Origin of the sequence: Pseudomonas sp. KU26590, assembly GCF_026153515.1 — a bacterium.
Lineage (GTDB): Bacteria > Pseudomonadota > Gammaproteobacteria > Pseudomonadales > Pseudomonadaceae > Aquipseudomonas.
In genome coordinates this window covers 393,458-411,289 of sequence record NZ_CP110644.1, presented here as the reverse complement: position 1 = coordinate 411,289, position 17,832 = coordinate 393,458, and the positions used below count along the sequence as shown (strand labels likewise).

The window sequence follows — 17,832 nt, the reverse complement described above, 5'->3', positions numbered from 1 at the left end:
GTTCGATGGTTACCCCGCAGCATGCAGAAGAACTGACCCTTGGCGCGCGCGAGCTCGGCGTCGAGTTGAGCGAGAGCCAACACAGCCAGTTGCTGGCGTATCTGGCCTTGCTGATCAAGTGGAACAAGGCCTACAACCTGACTGCTGTTCGTGACCCGGATGAGATGGTGTCTCGGCATCTGCTGGACAGCTTGAGCGTGGTGCGTTTCATCGAAGGTGAGCGTCAGCTGGATGTCGGCAGCGGCGGCGGGATGCCTGGCATCCCGCTGGCCATCCTGTTTCCGGACATGAACGTCACGGTGCTCGACAGCAACGGCAAGAAGACCCGGTTTCTGACGCAGGTCAAACTCGAGCTAGCGCTCGCCAACCTGCAAGTTATCCACAGCCGTGCTGAAGCATTCCAGCCCGTGCTGCCGTTCAACGGCATCATCTCCCGCGCCTTCAGCAGTCTGGAAGACTTTACCCAGTGGACTCGGCACATGGGCGACGGTGAAACGCGCTGGTTGGCAATGAAGGGTCTGCATCCAGTGGATGAACTGGTAGCATTGCCCGCAGATTTTCATCTGGAAAGCGCGCAAGCCTTGGCCGTACCCGGTTGCCAAGGTCAACGGCATCTGCTGATACTGCGCCGCACGGCATGACAGGGAACACACGCAAGAATGGCTAAGGTATTCGCGATAGCGAACCAAAAAGGGGGTGTGGGTAAAACCACAACCTGCATCAACCTCGCTGCTTCGCTGGTGGCTACCAAGCGTCGGGTGCTGTTGATCGATCTCGATCCGCAAGGCAATGCCACCATGGGCAGTGGTGTGGATAAGCACGCGCTTGAGCATTCGGTCTACGATTTGCTGATTGGCGAGTGCGACCTGACTCAGGCCATGCACTATTCCGAACACGGCGGATATCAGTTACTCCCGGCAAACCGCGATCTGACGGCTGCCGAGGTGGTTCTGCTGGAAATGCAGATGAAGGAATCGCGTCTGCGTTCAGCGCTGGCGCCCATCCGCGAAAATTACGATTACATTCTCATCGACTGCCCTCCATCGCTCTCGATGCTGACGCTCAACGCGCTGGTCGCGGCCGATGGCGTCATCATCCCCATGCAGTGCGAGTACTTTGCGCTCGAAGGTCTGAGTGACCTTGTGGATAACATCAAGCGCATCGGTGAGTTGCTCAATCCCCAACTCAAGATCGAGGGTTTGCTGCGGACCATGTACGACCCGCGGCTCAGCTTGATCAACGATGTTTCGGCTCAGCTCAAAGAGCACTTCGGCGAGCAGCTGTACGACACCGTTATTCCGCGCAATATTCGTCTGGCCGAGGCGCCTAGCTTCGGTATGCCGGCATTGGCGTACGACAAGACTTCTCGCGGCGCGCTGGCTTACCTGGCGCTTGCGGGCGAGATGGTCCGTCGCCAACGTCGCGGCAGTCGCACCGCGGCTCAGCCCACTTAAGGAAACTCCATGGCCGTCAAGAAACGTGGACTCGGACGTGGGCTGGATGCACTGCTGAGCAGCCCCACCGTCACCGCACTGGAAGAACAGGCGGTTAAGGCCAGTGAGCGCGAGCTTCAGCACATTCCGCTGGACCTTATCCAACGGGGCAAATATCAGCCGCGTCGTGATATGGATCCCCAGGCACTGGAAGAACTGGCGAACTCGATCAAGGCGCAAGGGGTGATGCAGCCGATCGTGGTCCGGCCGATTGCCGATAACCGCTTCGAGATCATTGCCGGTGAACGCCGCTGGCGCGCGAGCCAGCAGGCAGGGGTCGACACGATTCCTGCAATGGTCCGTGATGTGCCGGATGAAGCGGCCATCGCCATGGCGTTGATCGAGAACATCCAGCGCGAAGACCTGAATCCGATCGAGGAAGCGATTGCCCTGCAGCGTCTGCAGCAGGAATTTCAGCTGACCCAGCAACAAGTGGCCGAAGCGGTGGGCAAGTCGCGCGTCAGCGTCGCCAATTTGCTGCGACTGATCGCATTGCCGGAAGTGATCAAGACCATGCTCTCCCATGGTGATCTGGAGATGGGCCACGCCCGTGCGCTGCTGGGATTGCCAGAAGATCAGCAGGTTGAAGGGGCGCGACATGTTGTCGCACGCGGTTTGACCGTGCGTCAGACTGAAGCACTGGTTCGCCAGTGGCTGAGCGGCAAACAGGAGGCTGCGGAGCCTGTGAAGGCCGACCCTGATATCACACGTCTGGAGCAGCGCCTGGCCGAGCGGCTGGGCTCCGCGGTGCAAATCCGCCATGGACAGAAGGGCAAAGGTCAGTTGGTCATCCGTTATAATTCGCTGGATGAGCTACAGGGAGTCCTCGCTCACATTCGCTGAAACAAATCATGCGTAGCGCGTAGTCGGAAATCACTACCTGGCAGTTGAATAGGGGCTGAACCGCCCCTATACTCTGCGCGCATTTTGTCGGCACAATTTATGCCAAGTTATTGATTTTGGCGGCCGGCTCACGAGGAGCCCATGTGATGGAGACACGCACGCCAAACCGCTTGCCATTCCATCGCCTGGCTGTTTTCCCGATCTTGCTGGCTCAGTTGATTGTCCTCTTGGGGACTGCGCTGGCGCTTTGGCAGTGGCACGGTGTTGTAGCCGGGTATTCGGGGCTTTGCGGAGGCCTGATAGCCTGGCTGCCGAATGTGTATTTTGCTCATAAGGCATTCCGGTACTCCGGGGCCAGGGCAGCGCAGGCCATCGTCCGGTCGTTCTACGCCGGCGAGGCAGGCAAGTTGATTTTTACGGCAGTGCTATTTGCGCTGACGTTTGCGGGAGTAAAGCCGCTGGCTCCGCTGGCGGTTTTCGGCGTGTTCATACTGACCCAGCTGGTCAGTTGGTTTGCGCCCCTGCTACTGAGAACAAGACTTTCGAGACCTTAGGGCGTTTGAGGCAACCATGGCAGAGCAAACAGCTTCGGGCTATATCCAGCACCACTTGCAGAACTTGACCTTTGGTCATTTGCCTGACGGCAGTTGGGGCTTCGCGCATTCCGCAGCGCAAGCAAAGGAAATGGGCTTTTGGGCTTTCCACGTCGATACTCTCGGCTGGTCGGTCGCACTGGGTCTGATTTTCTTCCTCATCTTCCGCATGGCCGCAAAAAAGGCGACCTCCGGTCAGCCGGGCGCGCTCCAGAACTTCGTTGAAGTCCTTGTCGAGTTCGTCGACGGCAGCGTCCGCGACAGTTTCCATGGCCGTAGCGCCGTGATTGCCCCTCTGGCATTGACTATCTTCGCCTGGGTGTTCCTCATGAACGCCGTCGACTTGATTCCTGTCGACTGGATCCCGCAGCTCGCGATCATGATCACCGGTGATCAGCACATTCCATTCCGCGCCGTATCGACAACCGATCCGAACGCGACGCTGGGTATGGCACTGTCCGTCTTTGCGCTGATCATTTTCTACAGCATCAAGATCAAGGGTATCGGCGGCTTCATCGGCGAATTGACCCTGCACCCGTTCGGCAGCAAGAACATTTTCCTGCAGGCGCTGTTGATTCCGGTGAACTTCCTGCTTGAATTCGTAACTCTGGTGGCCAAGCCGATTTCCCTGGCACTGCGACTGTTCGGCAACATGTACGCGGGTGAACTGGTGTTCATTCTGATCGCGGTCATGTTCGGCAGCGGTCTGCTGTGGCTCAGCGGCCTGGGCGTGGTCCTGCAATGGGCGTGGGCTGTGTTCCACATCCTGATCATCACCCTGCAAGCGTTCATCTTCATGATGCTGACCATCGTCTACCTGTCGATGGCTCACGAAGATAACCATTGAGACCCGCCTGGCGAGTCTGATGATCCCCTCGCTTCGGTGAGGGGGTGCCCGCGAGGGCTTGATGTAAGAAACGATTTTGCTTTACCGCTTTAATCTAAGAAAACCTAACCAATACGACGTAAAAGTCGGGAGGAAAGATGGAAACTGTAGTTGGTCTAACTGCTATCGCTGTTGCACTGCTGATCGGCCTGGGCGCACTGGGTACTGCAATCGGTTTCGGCCTGCTGGGCGGTAAATTCCTGGAAGGCGCTGCGCGTCAACCGGAAATGGTTCCAATGCTACAAGTTAAAATGTTCATCGTGGCTGGTCTGCTCGACGCCGTGACCATGATCGGTGTTGGTATCGCTCTGTTCTTCACTTTTGCGAACCCCTTCGTTGGTCAACTCGCTGGCTGATCACTCGAATTTTCGAGTTGATTGGTGTGATGGACAACGAACGAGCGAGGTGTTGGCGTGAACATTAATGCAACCCTGATTGGCCAGTCCGTTGCGTTCTTCATTTTTGTGCTGTTCTGCATGAAGTTCGTGTGGCCTCCGGTCATCGCGGCTTTGCACGAACGTCAGAAGAAGATTGCGGATGGACTGGACGCTGCTACACGAGCAGCTCGCGACCTGGAGCTGGCCCAAGATAAAGTGGGTCAGCAACTGCGCGAAGCTAAGGCTCAGGCAGCTGAGATCATTGAGCAAGCCAAGAAACGCGGTACCCAGATTGTCGACGAAGCCCGTGAACAGGCTCGCGTTGAAGCTGACCGCATCAAGGCTCAGGCTCAGGCCGAGATCGAACAGGAACTGAACGGCGTCAAAGACGCGCTGCGCGCCCAATTGGGCAGCCTGGCAGTCAACGGCGCAGAGAAGATCCTGGGTGCCACAATCGATCAAAACGCGCACGCGGAGCTGGTAAACAAACTGGCTGCTGAAATTTAAGCGAGGGCGATCATGGCAGAACTGACCACGTTGGCCCGACCTTACGCTAAGGCAGCCTTCGAGCATGCACAGGCGCACCAGCAACTGGCCAATTGGTCAGCCATGCTCGGCCTGGCTGCTGCAGTGTCGCAAGACGACACGATGCAGCGCATGCTCAAGGCCCCGCGACTGACGAGCGCAGACAAGGCCGCCACTTTTATTGAAGTGTGCGGCGACAAGTTCGATGCCAAGGCACAGAATTTCATCCAGGTCGTTGCAGAAAACGACCGCCTCCCGCTTTTGCCGGAGATCTCCGAGCTGTTCGACCTGTACAAGGCCGAGCAGGAAAAGTCGGTAGATGTGGATGTGACCAGTGCTTTTGCATTGAACCAAGAACAGCAAGACAAACTCGCCAAGGTTCTCAGTGCACGGCTCGGCCGGGAAGTGCGCCTGCACGCTGCGGAGGATGCCACCCTGATCGGTGGTGTCGTTATCCGCGCTGGCGACCTGGTTATCGATGGCTCAGTTCGCGGCAAACTCGCGCAACTAGCCGAAGCATTGAAATCTTGAGTTTGAAGGGGCAGCAGAGCAATGCAGCAACTCAATCCTTCCGAAATAAGTGAAATCATCAAGGGTCGCATCGACAAGCTCGATGTGTCCTCCCAAGCCCGTAACGAAGGCACTGTCGTCAGCGTATCTGACGGTATTGTGCGGATTCACGGTCTCGCCGACGTAATGTACGGCGAAATGATCGAGTTTCCGGGCGGCGTCTTCGGTATGGCTCTCAACCTGGAGCAAGACTCCGTAGGTGCCGTTGTACTGGGCTCCTACCAGTCTCTGGCTGAAGGCATGAGCGCCAAGTGCACTGGCCGCATCCTCGAGGTTCCGGTTGGTAAGGAACTGCTGGGTCGCGTTGTCGACGCACTGGGTAACCCTGTCGATGGCAAAGGTCCGCTGAACAACACCGAGACCGACGCGGTCGAGAAAGTTGCTCCAGGCGTGATCTGGCGTAAGTCGGTAGACCAGCCTGTACAGACTGGCTACAAGGCTGTCGATGCGATGATCCCTGTCGGCCGTGGCCAGCGCGAGCTGATCATCGGCGACCGTCAGATCGGTAAAACCGCTCTGGCGATCGACGCGATCATCAATCAGAAAGACAGCGGAATCTTCTGCGTCTACGTAGCAATCGGTCAGAAGCAATCGACCATCGCCAACGTGGTTCGCAAACTGGAAGAGAACGGCGCTCTGGCCAACACGATCATCGTGGCTGCCAGTGCTTCCGAATCCCCAGCGCTGCAATTCCTGGCTCCGTACTCCGGTTGCACCATGGGCGAATACTTCCGCGACCGCGGTGAAGATGCGCTGATCGTTTATGACGATCTGTCCAAGCAGGCTGTGGCTTATCGCCAGATCTCCCTGCTGCTGCGTCGTCCACCAGGCCGTGAAGCTTACCCAGGCGACGTGTTCTATCTCCACTCCCGTCTGCTGGAGCGTGCATCCCGCGTTTCGGAAGAGTACGTAGAGAAGTTCACCAAAGGCGCAGTGACCGGCAAAACCGGCTCCCTGACCGCATTGCCGATCATCGAAACCCAGGCTGGCGACGTTTCCGCGTTCGTTCCGACCAACGTGATTTCCATCACCGACGGTCAGATCTTCCTGGAATCGGCCATGTTCAACTCCGGCATCCGTCCGGCAGTGAACGCCGGTGTTTCGGTATCCCGTGTGGGTGGTGCCGCTCAGACCAAGATCATCAAGAAGCTCTCCGGTGGCATCCGTACCGCTCTGGCTCAGTACCGTGAACTGGCAGCATTTGCCCAGTTCGCCTCTGACCTGGACGAAGCGACCCGTAAGCAACTTGAGCATGGTCAGCGCGTTACCGAGCTGATGAAGCAGAAGCAATATGCGCCAATGTCGATCGCCGACATGTCGCTGTCGCTGTATGCCGCTGAGCGTGGGTTCCTGACTGACGTCGAAATCGCCAAGGTTGGCAGCTTTGAACAAGCGCTGATTGCTTACTTCAACCGAGATCACGCCGATTTGATGGCGAAGATCAACGTGAAGGGTGACTTCAATGACGAAATCGATTCTGGCCTGAAAGCCGGTATCGAGAAGTTCAAGGCCACCCAAACCTGGTAAGCCGCAGCGGGAGCCGCGAGGCTCCCGCTTGCTAACCTGATAGGTGTTACATGGCAGGCGCAAAAGAGATTCGCAGCAAGATTGCGAGCATCAAAAGCACGCAAAAGATCACCAGCGCCATGGAAAAAGTGGCGGTCAGTAAAATGCGCAAGGCTCAAATGCGCATGGCTGCTAGCCGTCCTTACGCGGAGCGCATCCGCCAGGTGATTGGTCATCTCGCCAACGCTAACCCGGAATACCGTCATCCCTTCATGATCGAACGCGAAGTAAAGCGCGTCGGTTACGTCGTGGTGAGCAGTGACCGTGGTCTGTGTGGTGGCTTGAATACCAACCTGTTCAAGGCTTTGGTCAAGGACATGGCGAAGAACCGTGAAAACGGCGTAGAGATCGATCTGTGCGTGGTCGGCAGCAAAGGTGCGGCGTTTTTCCGCAACTTCGGCGGTAACGTCGTCGCTGCGATCAGCCACTTGGGCGAAGAGCCGTCGATCAACGATTTGATCGGCAGCGTCAAGGTGATGCTGGATGCCTACCTGGAGGGCCGTATTGATCGCCTGTCCGTGGTATCCAACAAGTTCATCAACACCATGACTCAGCAACCAACGGTCGAGCAGTTGATTCCGTTGGTCGCGACCCAGGATCAAGAACTCAAGCACCACTGGGATTACCTGTACGAACCCGACGCCAAAGAGCTGCTGGACGGCTTGATGGTCCGTTACGTGGAGTCGCAGGTCTACCAGGCGGTGGTCGAGAACAACGCGGCTGAACAAGCTGCGCGGATGATCGCGATGAAGAACGCCACTGACAACGCCGGTGATTTGATCAGCGATTTGCAGTTGATCTACAACAAGGCGCGTCAGGCAGCGATCACCCAAGAGATCTCGGAAATCGTCGGCGGCGCTGCCGCGGTTTAACGGTTCAAATATTCAGAGGATCCAGCTAATGAGTAGCGGACGTATCGTTCAAATCATCGGCGCCGTGATCGACGTGGAATTTCCACGCGACAGCGTACCGAGCATCTACAACGCGCTGAAAGTACAAGGCGCGGAAACTACTCTGGAAGTTCAGCAACAGCTGGGCGACGGCGTAGTTCGTACCATTGCGATGGGTTCCACCGAAGGCTTGAAGCGCGGTCTGGACGTTATCGACAGCGGCGCAGCCATCTCCGTACCGGTCGGTAAAGCGACTCTGGGCCGGATCATGGACGTACTGGGCAACCCGATCGACGAAGCGGGCCCGATCGAAACCGAAGAGCGCTGGGGCATTCACCGTCCTGCGCCTTCGTTCGCTGATCAGGCTGGCGGCAACGACCTCCTGGAAACCGGCATCAAGGTCATCGACCTGGTTTGCCCGTTTGCCAAAGGCGGTAAAGTCGGTCTGTTCGGTGGTGCCGGTGTCGGCAAAACTGTAAACATGATGGAACTGATCCGTAACATCGCCATCGAGCACAGCGGTTATTCCGTGTTCGCCGGTGTGGGCGAGCGTACCCGTGAGGGTAACGACTTCTACCACGAGATGAAGGACTCCAACGTTCTGGACAAAGTAGCGCTGGTCTACGGTCAGATGAACGAGCCGCCGGGTAACCGTCTGCGCGTCGCCCTGACTGGCCTGACCATGGCTGAGAAGTTCCGTGACGAAGGTAACGACGTTCTGTTGTTCGTTGACAACATCTACCGTTACACACTGGCCGGTACTGAAGTATCCGCACTGCTGGGCCGTATGCCTTCTGCAGTAGGTTACCAGCCGACGCTGGCCGAAGAGATGGGCGTGCTGCAAGAGCGCATCACTTCGACCAAGGAAGGCTCGATCACGTCGATCCAGGCGGTATACGTACCGGCGGATGACTTGACTGACCCATCGCCAGCCACAACGTTTGCTCACCTGGACGCCACCGTCGTTCTGTCCCGTGACATCGCTTCCCTGGGTATCTACCCAGCGGTCGATCCACTGGACTCGACTTCGCGCCAGCTGGACCCGAACGTCATCGGTCAGGAGCACTACGACACCGCTCGCGGCGTTCAGTATGTTCTGCAGCGTTACAAAGAGCTGAAAGACATCATTGCGATCCTGGGTATGGACGAGCTGTCGGAAACTGACAAGCAGTTGGTATCCCGCGCTCGTAAGATTCAGCGCTTCCTGTCGCAGCCGTTCTTCGTGGCTGAAGTCTTCACCGGTGCCTCGGGTAAATACGTTTCCCTGAAAGACACCATTGCTGGCTTCAAAGGTATCCTCGCCGGTGACTACGACCATTTGCCTGAACAGGCGTTCTACATGGTCGGCGGCATCGAAGAAGCGATCGAGAAAGCCAAGAAACTGTAATCCAGGCGCCCGGCAACGGGCGCTAATCAGGTTGAGGCAGGCAAATGGCTATGACAGTCCATTGCGATATCGTCAGCGCGGAAGGAGAGATTTTCTCCGGTCTGGTCGAGATGGTGATTGCACACGGTAACCTGGGTGATATCGGTATTGCTCCAGGTCACGCACCGTTGATCACTGATCTGAAGCCAGGTCCGATCCGCCTGATCAAGCAGGGTGGCGAAGCCGAGGTGTTTTACATCTCCGGTGGTTTCCTTGAGGTTCAACCGAACATGGTCAAAGTGCTTGCCGATACCGTGCAACGCGCTGCTGATCTGGACGAAGCCTCAGCTCAGGAAGCCGTCAAGGCTGCCGAGCGTGCTCTTAATGAAAAAGGCGCAGATTTCGATTACGGAGCTGCTGCTGCACGTCTGGCGGAGGCCGCAGCTCAGCTGCGCACCGTTCAGCAAATTCGCAAGAAGTTCGGCGGCTAACCCCGACGGCTCGTTGCGCGATTGAGTAAAAGGGTAGCCTCGGCTACCCTTTTTCTTTTTTCGGCTTTCTCCCCTGAATAATCAGCCCGGCTAATGTGGCCTGCTCGTCTGGAATCCCTTCATGTCTCTCGATATCGTCATTCTCGCTGCAGGCCAGGGCACTCGCATGCGTTCCGCTCTGCCCAAGGTTTTGCATCCCGTGGCCGGTAACTCGATGCTTGGCCATGTTATCCACAGCGCACGCCAGCTTTCGCCCCAAGGCATTCATGTGGTTATCGGCCATGGCGCCGAGCGGGTCCGCGAGCAACTGGCCGGCGATGATCTGAATTTCGTGCTTCAAGACAAACAATTGGGCACAGGCCACGCCGTCGCCCAAGCGTTGCCAGCGCTGACCGCCGAGACGGTGCTCATCCTTTACGGCGATGTTCCGCTTATACAGGTAGAGACCTTGCACCGACTGCTTGCGCTGGTAAGTGATCAGCAGTTGGGCCTGTTGACGGTCACGCTGGAAAACCCGACCGGTTATGGTCGTATCGTTCGTGACACTCAGCACCGCGTCAGCGCCATCGTCGAGCACAAGGATGCAACTGAAGCGCAGAAGGCTATCAAGGAAGGGAACACCGGGATTCTCGCCGTACCGGGCAAGCGACTGGCCGACTGGCTGGGCCGCCTCTCCAACAACAATGCACAGGGTGAGTATTACCTGACTGACGTTATTGAGATGGCTGTCAACGACGGCCTTGTGGTCGCCACTGCTCAGCCTGACGATGCGATGGAAGTGCAGGGCGCGAACGATCGTAAACAACTTGCCGAGCTCGAGCGCCATTACCAGCAGCGTGAAGCCCGCCGACTCATGGCGTTGGGCGTCACGCTGCGCGACCCAGCGCGTTTTGACGTTCGTGGCGACGTCACCGTTGGCCGCGACGTCATGATCGACGTAAACGTCATTCTTGAGGGGCGAGTCGTCATCGAAGACGACGTCTCGATCGGGCCGAACTGCGTGATCAAGGACAGCACCTTGCGCAAGGGCGCGATCATCAAGGCAAACAGTCACCTTGAAGGTGCGATCGTTGGCGAGGGCGCGGATGCTGGACCTTTCGCTCGTCTGCGCCCGGGCAGTGTTCTCGACGCCCGCGCTCATGTGGGTAACTTCGTCGAATTGAAGAACGCTCATCTGGGCGAGGGCGCCAAGGCAGGTCATCTGACCTACCTGGGTGACGCGGTCATTGGCGCGCGCACCAACATTGGCGCAGGCACCATTACCTGCAACTACGATAGCGCGAACAAGCACAAGACGGTGATGGGCGAAGACGTGTTCATTGGCTCGAACAACTCGCTGGTTGCCCCTGTGCATATCGCGTCGGGCGCTAGCACTGGTGCGGGCTCTACCATCAATCAGGATGTGCCCGCCGAACAACTGGCGGTCGCCCGAGCGCGCCAGCGCAACATCGAAGGCTGGAAGCGTCCGGTGAAAATCAAGAAAGACTAAGTTATCCACAGGTCACATCGGCTGCTTGCCAGACAGGCAGCTGATGCCGTGTCTCGAAGCAGCAATCCCTCGAAAAATCGTTTAACCATCCTCCCTGATATCCATCTCCCCCTTGACGTATATCTTTCGATGAGCTTTCATTGCGTTCGTTAACTTTCGAAACGAAACTTAAGATCAATATGTCGAAACGTAATACGCCTCAGCGACGCCATAACATTCTCGCTTTGCTCAATGAGCAGGGTGAAGTGAGCGTGGATGAGTTGGCCAAGCGCTTCGAAACCTCCGAGGTGACGGTCCGCAAGGATCTGGCGGCGCTTGAAAGCAACGGGTTGCTGCTTCGTCGTTACGGCGGCGCCGTTCCCATGCCTCAGGAATTGATTGGCGACCCCGGTCAGCCCGTTTCCAGTTTCAAGCAAGCCATCGCCCGCGCTGCCGTCGCTCGTATCCGGGAACACGCACGCATCATCATCGACAGTGGCAGTACCACCGCGGCGATGATTCCGCAGCTGGGTCTGCAGCCGGGCCTTGTGGTGATGACCAATTCCCTGCATGTCGCCAACGCGCTGGGTGAACTGGAACACGAACCGGTGTTGCTTATGACCGGCGGCACGTGGGACCCGCATTCAGAGTCGTTTCAGGGCCAAGTGGCTGAACAAGTGCTGCGTTCCTACGATTTCGATCAGCTGTTCATCGGCGCCGACGGGATTGATCTGACCCGAGGCACCACAACTTTCAACGAACTTCTCGGCCTCAGCCGGGTGATGGCCGAAGTCGCCAGGGAAGTGATCGTGATGGTCGAGGCCGATAAGGTAGGTCGCAAGATTCCCAATCTGGAGCTGCCGTGGAGCAGCGTCCATACCCTCATTACCGATGACCGCCTGCCTCAAGAGGCGCGCGAACAAATTCAGGCCCGCGGCGTAACCTTGATTTGCGCTGCTGTTTCCTAGGAGAAGACCATGTGTGGAATTGTCGGCGCTGTTGCTGAACGGAATGTTACTGCCATCCTGCTAGAGGGCCTCAAGCGCCTTGAATACCGGGGCTACGACAGCGCTGGCGTGGCGTTATTCAACAACGCCGGCGTGCTTGAGCGTCGTCGTCGGGTCGGCAAGGTCAACGAACTGGAGCGCGCACTCGCCGGCGAACCGGTCACAGGCCGCCTCGGTATTGCCCACACCCGTTGGGCAACACACGGTGCGCCGTTGGAGCGCAACGCTCACCCACATTTCTCCAACGAGCAACTGGCGGTGGTACACAACGGCATCATCGAAAACCATGAGCCACTTCGCGAGCGTTTGAAGGGCCTGGGTTATGTGTTTACGTCTGACACGGACACCGAAGTCATCGTCCACCTGTTGCACCATAAACTGCAGGACACGCCCGATCTGGCCGCTGCTCTGAAGGCTACCGTCAAGGAACTGCACGGCGCTTATGGCCTTGCGGTCATTAGCGCAAAACAACCAGATCGCCTGATTGCTGCTCGCAGTGGCAGCCCACTGGTTGTGGGTCTGGGCCTTGGGGAAAACTTCCTCGCCTCCGATCAACTGGCGTTGCGTCAGGTTACTGACCGCTTCATGTACCTGGAAGAGGGCGACATCGCCGAGATCCGCCGCGACAGCGTGCAGATCTGGGATGCCTCCGGCCTGCCCGTCGAGCGGGAGACCGTTCAGTACCACGAGGGCGCAGAAGCGGCGGACAAAGGCGAGTACCGCCACTTCATGCTCAAGGAAATCCACGAGCAGCCAAAAGTCGTGCAGCGCACCCTCGAAGGGCGCCTCGGTCAGCAGCAGGTTCTGGTGCAGGCATTCGGACCGCAAGCAGCGGAGCTGTTCGCCAAAGTGCGCAACGTGCAGATCGTGGCCTGCGGCACCAGCTATCACGCCGGCATGGTCGCGCGGTACTGGCTCGAAGGCCTGGCTGGCATTCCCTGCCAGGTCGAGGTCGCCAGCGAATTCCGCTACCGCAAAGTCGTGGTCCAGCCGGACACGCTGTTCGTTTCGATCTCCCAGTCCGGCGAGACCGCCGATACCCTGGCCGCGCTGCGTAACGCCAAGGAACTGGGTTTCCTTGCCAGCCTGGCGATCTGCAACGTGGGTATCAGTTCGCTGGTGCGTGAATCCGATCTGACCCTGCTCACTCAAGCCGGCCCGGAAATCGGTGTCGCGTCGACCAAGGCGTTCACCACGCAGTTGGTCGCGCTGATGCTGCTGACGCTGTCACTGGGTCAGGTCAAAGGCACGCTGGAAGCCGGCGTGGAAGCAGAACTGGTTGAAGAACTGCGCCGCCTGCCGACCCGCCTGGGTGAAGCATTGGCGATGGACACGACGGTGGAGAAAATCGCCGAACTGTTCGCCGAGAAGAATCACACTCTGTTCCTGGGCCGTGGCGCGCAATTCCCGGTGGCGATGGAAGGGGCGTTGAAGCTCAAGGAGATCTCCTACATCCACGCCGAAGCCTATCCGGCCGGCGAACTGAAACACGGCCCGTTGGCACTGGTGGACAGCGACATGCCCGTCGTCACCGTGGCACCTAACAACGAGCTGCTGGAGAAGCTGAAATCCAACCTGCAGGAAGTGCGCGCACGGGGCGGCGAACTGATCGTCTTCGCTGACGAACAGGCCGGGCTGGTCAACGGAGAGGGCACCCATGTGGTTTCCATGCCCCACATCCTCGACGCCCTGACGCCAATTCTGTACACCATTCCGCTGCAACTGCTTTCGTATTACGTGGCAGTGCTGAAGGGTACGGATGTGGATCAGCCGCGTAATTTGGCGAAGTCTGTCACGGTGGAATAAGTTATCCACAGTGTACTGCGGTGGTTTGGGAATAAGAGCAGTCGCAGGTTGTTTATGTGTAGGCAATGGAGGGCCTACACGCTGGACCCAATGCCTGATCTGCACCAGGCCTAAAGCTGCTGGCCATGCTTCTCAAGGTTTCGCTCGCCGCGTCGATAGCTTCTCAAGTCAATGCGAGCGCCCCCCATGTTCAATACCCGGTTAAAAGATAAAATCCAGCAATTGGAAAAACGGCTGGGGGCCCTTGAGCAGGTCAAGGCAACTCTGGATCTCGAAACCGTGTCGGTCACGTTGGATGCGGGAGGCGTCATCCTGGAGGTGAATGCTCTGTTTGAAACAGAGCTGGGATTCACCCAGGCTGAATTGTCCGGTCGTGCCCTGCGTGAATTCAGTCCTTCTGAACTGAGCGGTGACGTACATCAGCGTCGGGCTCTTGATGCCGTTGCCCAGGGCAAGCATTACAGCGGCACGTTGCGCCTGTGCAGCCGTGAAGGTCGACACGTCTGGCTACGGGCAATGGTCATACCCTTCGCAGGTGACAGCGGGCGGGTCGAACGAATCGTTTTGTATTCAAGCGTGCTGACTAGGACCATCGAAGCCTCCAGAGAGAATGAAGCGCTGGTGGGCGCTCTGATGCGCTCCACTGCCGTTATCGAGTTCTCTCTGGATGGGTTAGTGCTGACAGCCAATAAGAATTTTCTGGACGCTATGGGGTATACGCTTCCCCAAATCCTGGGCAAGCACCACCGAATCTTTTGCGTGCCATCCGACGCTCAGTCAGCAGAATATGATCAGTTCTGGCAGACCCTTAGACAGGCATCCTATGTCGCGGGAAGGTTTTGCCGAGTGGATAAATCTGGCAACGAGGTATGGCTGGAGGCGTCCTACAATCCAATCGTGGATGCCAATGGCAAGCTGTACAAGATTGCCAAAATAGCCACCGTCATTACCGACCAAGTCACCCGCGAGCGCGCCGTATCCGAGGCAGCCGGCATGGCCCACGGCACTTCGGTTCGAACCAATGCCAGCGCACAGCAAGGTCGCGAAGTCATCCAGAACACCGTCACGACCCTGAATACGCTTTCGGCTCTGATGGAAGATGCTGCCCATGGCATTGAAGCACTGGATGCCCAGAGCCAGGAAATCGGCAGCATTGTCAAAACCATCGGCAGCATCGCGGACCAGACCAATCTGTTGGCCTTGAACGCAGCAATCGAAGCGGCACGTGCCGGGGAGCAGGGCCGGGGATTTGCTGTAGTCGCTGACGAGGTCAGAAATCTGGCCCTTCGAACCACTAAAGCGACGGCAGAAATCTTCGAGGTCGTGAAAAACAATCAGGTACTGGCCTCCAGCGCGGTAACCATGATCGGAAAAAGCAGGCAGCAGGCCGGGGCAGCGCTGGATCTGGCCAGTGAGGCGGACGAGGTGATCAAGGACATTCAGCAAGGTGCCAAAAGTGTTGTGGTCGCCGTTGAGCAGTTCTCAGGTCAAGCCGGACAATAGTGATTGTTGCAATGCTTCACGTCTGCACTTCTCAGTCACCCCAAGCTAGAGCGCGATCCAGGTGATCCTTATGCTCGACGCTCTCAAGCAATCCATAAACGATCTGCATAAGGTTGACCGGCCCAGACTGGAAGATGAGTGCGACGCGCTACTCACTCGGATCGAGCAGGCACGAACAGAAGGGACTGTGACTGGCGAGCAGGCCACACAGCTGTTCTATGATGTCCGTAACGAACGTTCACGGTGCTTTCGTAGCGCAAGCCAGCGGCGCATGGGCAATCCCGTAGCTGACCTCCCATCGCGCGACCCAGTGGGCATGAGCCGCATGATTATTTGAAAGATGTTTTCAAAGGCTTGTCCGAACTGAATCAAGCCACCTGGCTCGCGCTTTCAATCTCCCGCATATGCCCCTTCGCCGTCTTGCCCGCCTGCTGCACAGCCCACTTCATAAACTCCGCAATCGCCCATTCTTCCCTGCGTTCTTTCGCGCAATAGACGAAATAGTCGAACTTGAGCTCTGCCGTGGCATTGGTGACTTGCACCAGCCTTTTGCTTTGCAAGGCCTCGGACGCGAAGACGCTGTTGACCAGTGCGATGCCCTGACCGGCGCAGGCCGCACTTATCAACAGGGACTCGTCGCCATAACTGGAACCCTGAATCATCTTGCGGTGGCTCATGCCGAACGCGTTCATCCACACCTTCCAGTAATTGCGCTCGGTGTCTTGTAGCAGTGGGAACGTCAGGCAATCCTGGGGGCTCTCGATATTGCGCTGGGTGCTGAGCAGATGCGGGCTGCACACGGGAATCAGATAGGACGACCACAAATGGGTGGCGTGGTTTTCGCAACTGGCTGCCATCTCGCGCTGAATGCAGATATCCACATGGCCGTGCTTGAGCTCCGAAAGCCCGTTGCAGATCTGAATCGAGATTTCGACGTTGGGGCAGCGCTCCTTGAAGCCGCCCAGTGCCGGGATCAGCCAGGAGCTGGCAATCGTGGAGGTCGTGCTGATTACCAGGCGCGTCGGGCGCGGCGGCTTGAGTGCAGCGCCTGACCAGGCTTTTTCGATGACGTCGAAGGTGCCGGCGAGTTCGTCAAACAGGCTGCGTCCGGAAGGGGTGAGTTGAATGCCCTTGGCGTCTCGCTCGAACAGGCGTCTGCCGATCTGGTCTTCCAGCCCTTTGATCTGCTGACTGATAGCGGCCGGTGACACACACAGCTGATCCGCTGCACGTTTCATGCTCCCGGCCTTGCACACCTCAACGAACGTGCGGAGGGCTATCAACGGGATCGCTCTGCTCATCCTGCATACCTCGCCGTGAGATTGCTGCCAGTTCGCCAAATGAGGGAAAAGCGTCTTGGAGTTGCCAACGGATGAATCCCAAAAGCGTGTTTATCACCCGGCATCGTTTATCTCAGGCGCAGCCGGCCTATGCCGGGTGCTAACCCGGCGCATCAAATACGTTGTGGATAACTTTTATCAAGTGGTTGCGGTGCGTTCCTGGGTAACAGGCGCCGGTTTCGGTTTGCTTTGGCTCAATACGAACCAGACCGCCAGGCAGATGAGGCTGCCGCCGTAAAGGTGTCCGGCGGAAACCTTCTCACCGAGGAACATCACACCCCACAGGACGCCGAATGGTGGAATGAGGAAGGTCACCGTCAGCGAACGGACCGGGCCGATATCCGCGATCAGGCGGAAGTACAGAATGTAAGCGCACGCCGTGCACACGAAACCAACGGCTGCCAGGGACAGCCACACGGTCGAGTCGCCCCAGGTGGCCGGCGGCTTGACGGTCGCGGAGACGACGAAGAAGGGCAGCAGAAACAGCGTCGCGCCGATCTGGCTGCCGAAAGCGACGAGCTTGGCATCCAGGCCGCCCCGGTCGCCGATCCACTGACGGGTCAGGAATCCTGCGGCGCCATAGCAACTGGTCGCGACCAGGCAAGCGAGTGCACCCATGACAACCGACGTGGTGAAGGTCACCGGGCCTGTAGTGGTCAACAACGTTATCCCCAGCAAACCGAGAAACACGCCGACGGCTTTTTTGGGTGTCAGTGAATCATTGAAAAATATCGAGCCTATCAACACGCCCATCAACGGTGTGGTCGCATTCAAGATGGCGGAATAACCCGCGGGTAATAACAGGGCCGCCATGCTGTACATCAAAAAGGGAATGCCGGAATTGATAATCCCGAGGATCAAGGTGGATTTGAATTTGCCGTTGAACTCATGCCGGGTTTTTAGAATGGCCAGAATAACCATTAAGCCAATGGCGCCGAGCAACACGCGAAAGAAGGCGGTCGGCAATGCGCCTAATACCGGGGCAGCAACGCGCATGAAGAGAAAACTGGCTCCCCAGATGGCGGCCAGAACAGTCAGTCGAACATAGTCGGACACTTTCATTGCGCTTCCTTTCTTGAGCCGTCTCACTGGTCCGTCGACCGAGAAG

General features: G+C 57.7%; 19 protein-coding genes and 1 pseudogene. 18 read left to right on the top strand and 2 right to left on the bottom strand.

Annotated features, from left to right (window positions below; all coding sequences use genetic code 11):
* Window positions 1-5 precede the first annotated feature (5 nt).
* The 18 genes and pseudogenes from rsmG (at window position 6) to OKW98_RS01830 (ending at window position 15,721) form a co-directional block, all read left to right on the top strand.
* Window positions 6-641: a 16S rRNA (guanine(527)-N(7))-methyltransferase RsmG gene (rsmG, locus tag OKW98_RS01910; protein ID WP_265389627.1), complete on the top strand. Its 636-nt coding sequence runs from the start codon at window positions 6-8 to the stop codon at window positions 639-641.
* Window positions 642-659: 18 nt separating this feature from the next.
* The gene (locus OKW98_RS01905) at window positions 660-1,454 is read left to right on the top strand and encodes a ParA family protein (protein ID WP_265387747.1); all 795 of its coding nucleotides are present in this window, start codon (window positions 660-662) and stop codon (window positions 1,452-1,454) included.
* A gap of 9 nt (window positions 1,455-1,463) precedes the next feature.
* Window positions 1,464-2,336, top strand: coding sequence for a ParB/RepB/Spo0J family partition protein (locus OKW98_RS01900; protein ID WP_265387746.1), 873 nt, complete (start codon window positions 1,464-1,466; stop codon window positions 2,334-2,336).
* Between the two features lie 146 nt (window positions 2,337-2,482).
* On the top strand, window positions 2,483-2,890 hold the full coding sequence (locus OKW98_RS01895; protein WP_265387745.1) for a F0F1 ATP synthase subunit I: 408 nt from the start codon (window positions 2,483-2,485) through the stop codon (window positions 2,888-2,890).
* Window positions 2,891-2,906: 16 nt separating this feature from the next.
* On the top strand, window positions 2,907-3,776 hold the full coding sequence (gene atpB / locus OKW98_RS01890) for a F0F1 ATP synthase subunit A (RefSeq protein ID WP_265387744.1): 870 nt from the start codon (window positions 2,907-2,909) through the stop codon (window positions 3,774-3,776).
* Window positions 3,777-3,913: 137 nt separating this feature from the next.
* Entirely contained in the window at window positions 3,914-4,171 is a 258-nt protein-coding gene (gene atpE / locus OKW98_RS01885) for a F0F1 ATP synthase subunit C (RefSeq protein WP_002555987.1), read from the top strand.
* Window positions 4,172-4,228: 57 nt separating this feature from the next.
* The gene (locus OKW98_RS01880) at window positions 4,229-4,699 is read left to right on the top strand and encodes a F0F1 ATP synthase subunit B (RefSeq protein ID WP_065988056.1); all 471 of its coding nucleotides are present in this window, start codon (window positions 4,229-4,231) and stop codon (window positions 4,697-4,699) included.
* Window positions 4,700-4,711: 12 nt separating this feature from the next.
* Complete coding sequence (locus OKW98_RS01875) at window positions 4,712-5,248, top strand: F0F1 ATP synthase subunit delta (RefSeq protein WP_074886101.1); 537 nt, start codon at window positions 4,712-4,714, stop codon at window positions 5,246-5,248.
* A gap of 21 nt (window positions 5,249-5,269) precedes the next feature.
* Window positions 5,270-6,814 (top strand): F0F1 ATP synthase subunit alpha, encoded by a 1,545-nt coding sequence (atpA, locus tag OKW98_RS01870; protein ID WP_265387743.1) that lies wholly within the window; start codon window positions 5,270-5,272, stop codon window positions 6,812-6,814.
* A gap of 50 nt (window positions 6,815-6,864) precedes the next feature.
* On the top strand, window positions 6,865-7,725 hold the full coding sequence (gene atpG, locus OKW98_RS01865) for a F0F1 ATP synthase subunit gamma (protein WP_037016916.1): 861 nt from the start codon (window positions 6,865-6,867) through the stop codon (window positions 7,723-7,725).
* 28 nt (window positions 7,726-7,753) lie between these two features.
* Window positions 7,754-9,130: a F0F1 ATP synthase subunit beta gene (atpD, locus tag OKW98_RS01860; protein WP_065988059.1), complete on the top strand. Its 1,377-nt coding sequence runs from the start codon at window positions 7,754-7,756 to the stop codon at window positions 9,128-9,130.
* A gap of 44 nt (window positions 9,131-9,174) precedes the next feature.
* Complete coding sequence (locus OKW98_RS01855; RefSeq protein ID WP_133774003.1) at window positions 9,175-9,600, top strand: F0F1 ATP synthase subunit epsilon; 426 nt, start codon at window positions 9,175-9,177, stop codon at window positions 9,598-9,600.
* 121 nt (window positions 9,601-9,721) lie between these two features.
* Entirely contained in the window at window positions 9,722-11,089 is a 1,368-nt protein-coding gene (glmU, locus tag OKW98_RS01850; protein WP_265387742.1) for a bifunctional UDP-N-acetylglucosamine diphosphorylase/glucosamine-1-phosphate N-acetyltransferase GlmU, read from the top strand.
* Between the two features lie 179 nt (window positions 11,090-11,268).
* Complete coding sequence (locus tag OKW98_RS01845) at window positions 11,269-12,036, top strand: DeoR/GlpR family DNA-binding transcription regulator (RefSeq protein WP_265387741.1); 768 nt, start codon at window positions 11,269-11,271, stop codon at window positions 12,034-12,036.
* A gap of 9 nt (window positions 12,037-12,045) precedes the next feature.
* Entirely contained in the window at window positions 12,046-13,881 is a 1,836-nt protein-coding gene (glmS, locus tag OKW98_RS01840; RefSeq protein WP_265387740.1) for a glutamine--fructose-6-phosphate transaminase (isomerizing), read from the top strand.
* Between the two features lie 171 nt (window positions 13,882-14,052).
* Window positions 14,053-14,796, top strand: a pseudogene (locus OKW98_RS27385) (PAS domain-containing protein); the annotation flags it as partial.
* A 78-nt stretch (window positions 14,797-14,874) separates the two neighbouring features.
* A complete protein-coding gene (locus tag OKW98_RS27380; RefSeq protein WP_416148407.1) occupies window positions 14,875-15,384 on the top strand; it encodes a methyl-accepting chemotaxis protein in 510 nt (169 codons plus the stop codon).
* 70 nt (window positions 15,385-15,454) lie between these two features.
* Entirely contained in the window at window positions 15,455-15,721 is a 267-nt protein-coding gene (locus OKW98_RS01830) for a hypothetical protein (RefSeq protein WP_265387738.1), read from the top strand.
* Between the two features lie 31 nt (window positions 15,722-15,752).
* Here the strand turns inward: OKW98_RS01830 and OKW98_RS01825 are convergent, their stop codons facing one another.
* On the bottom strand, window positions 15,753-16,622 hold the full coding sequence (locus OKW98_RS01825) for a LysR substrate-binding domain-containing protein (protein WP_265387737.1): 870 nt from the start codon (window positions 16,620-16,622) through the stop codon (window positions 15,753-15,755).
* Between the two features lie 240 nt (window positions 16,623-16,862).
* Window positions 16,863-17,786, bottom strand: coding sequence for a DMT family transporter (locus OKW98_RS01820; protein WP_265387736.1), 924 nt, complete (start codon window positions 17,784-17,786; stop codon window positions 16,863-16,865).
* Window positions 17,787-17,832 lie beyond the last annotated feature (46 nt).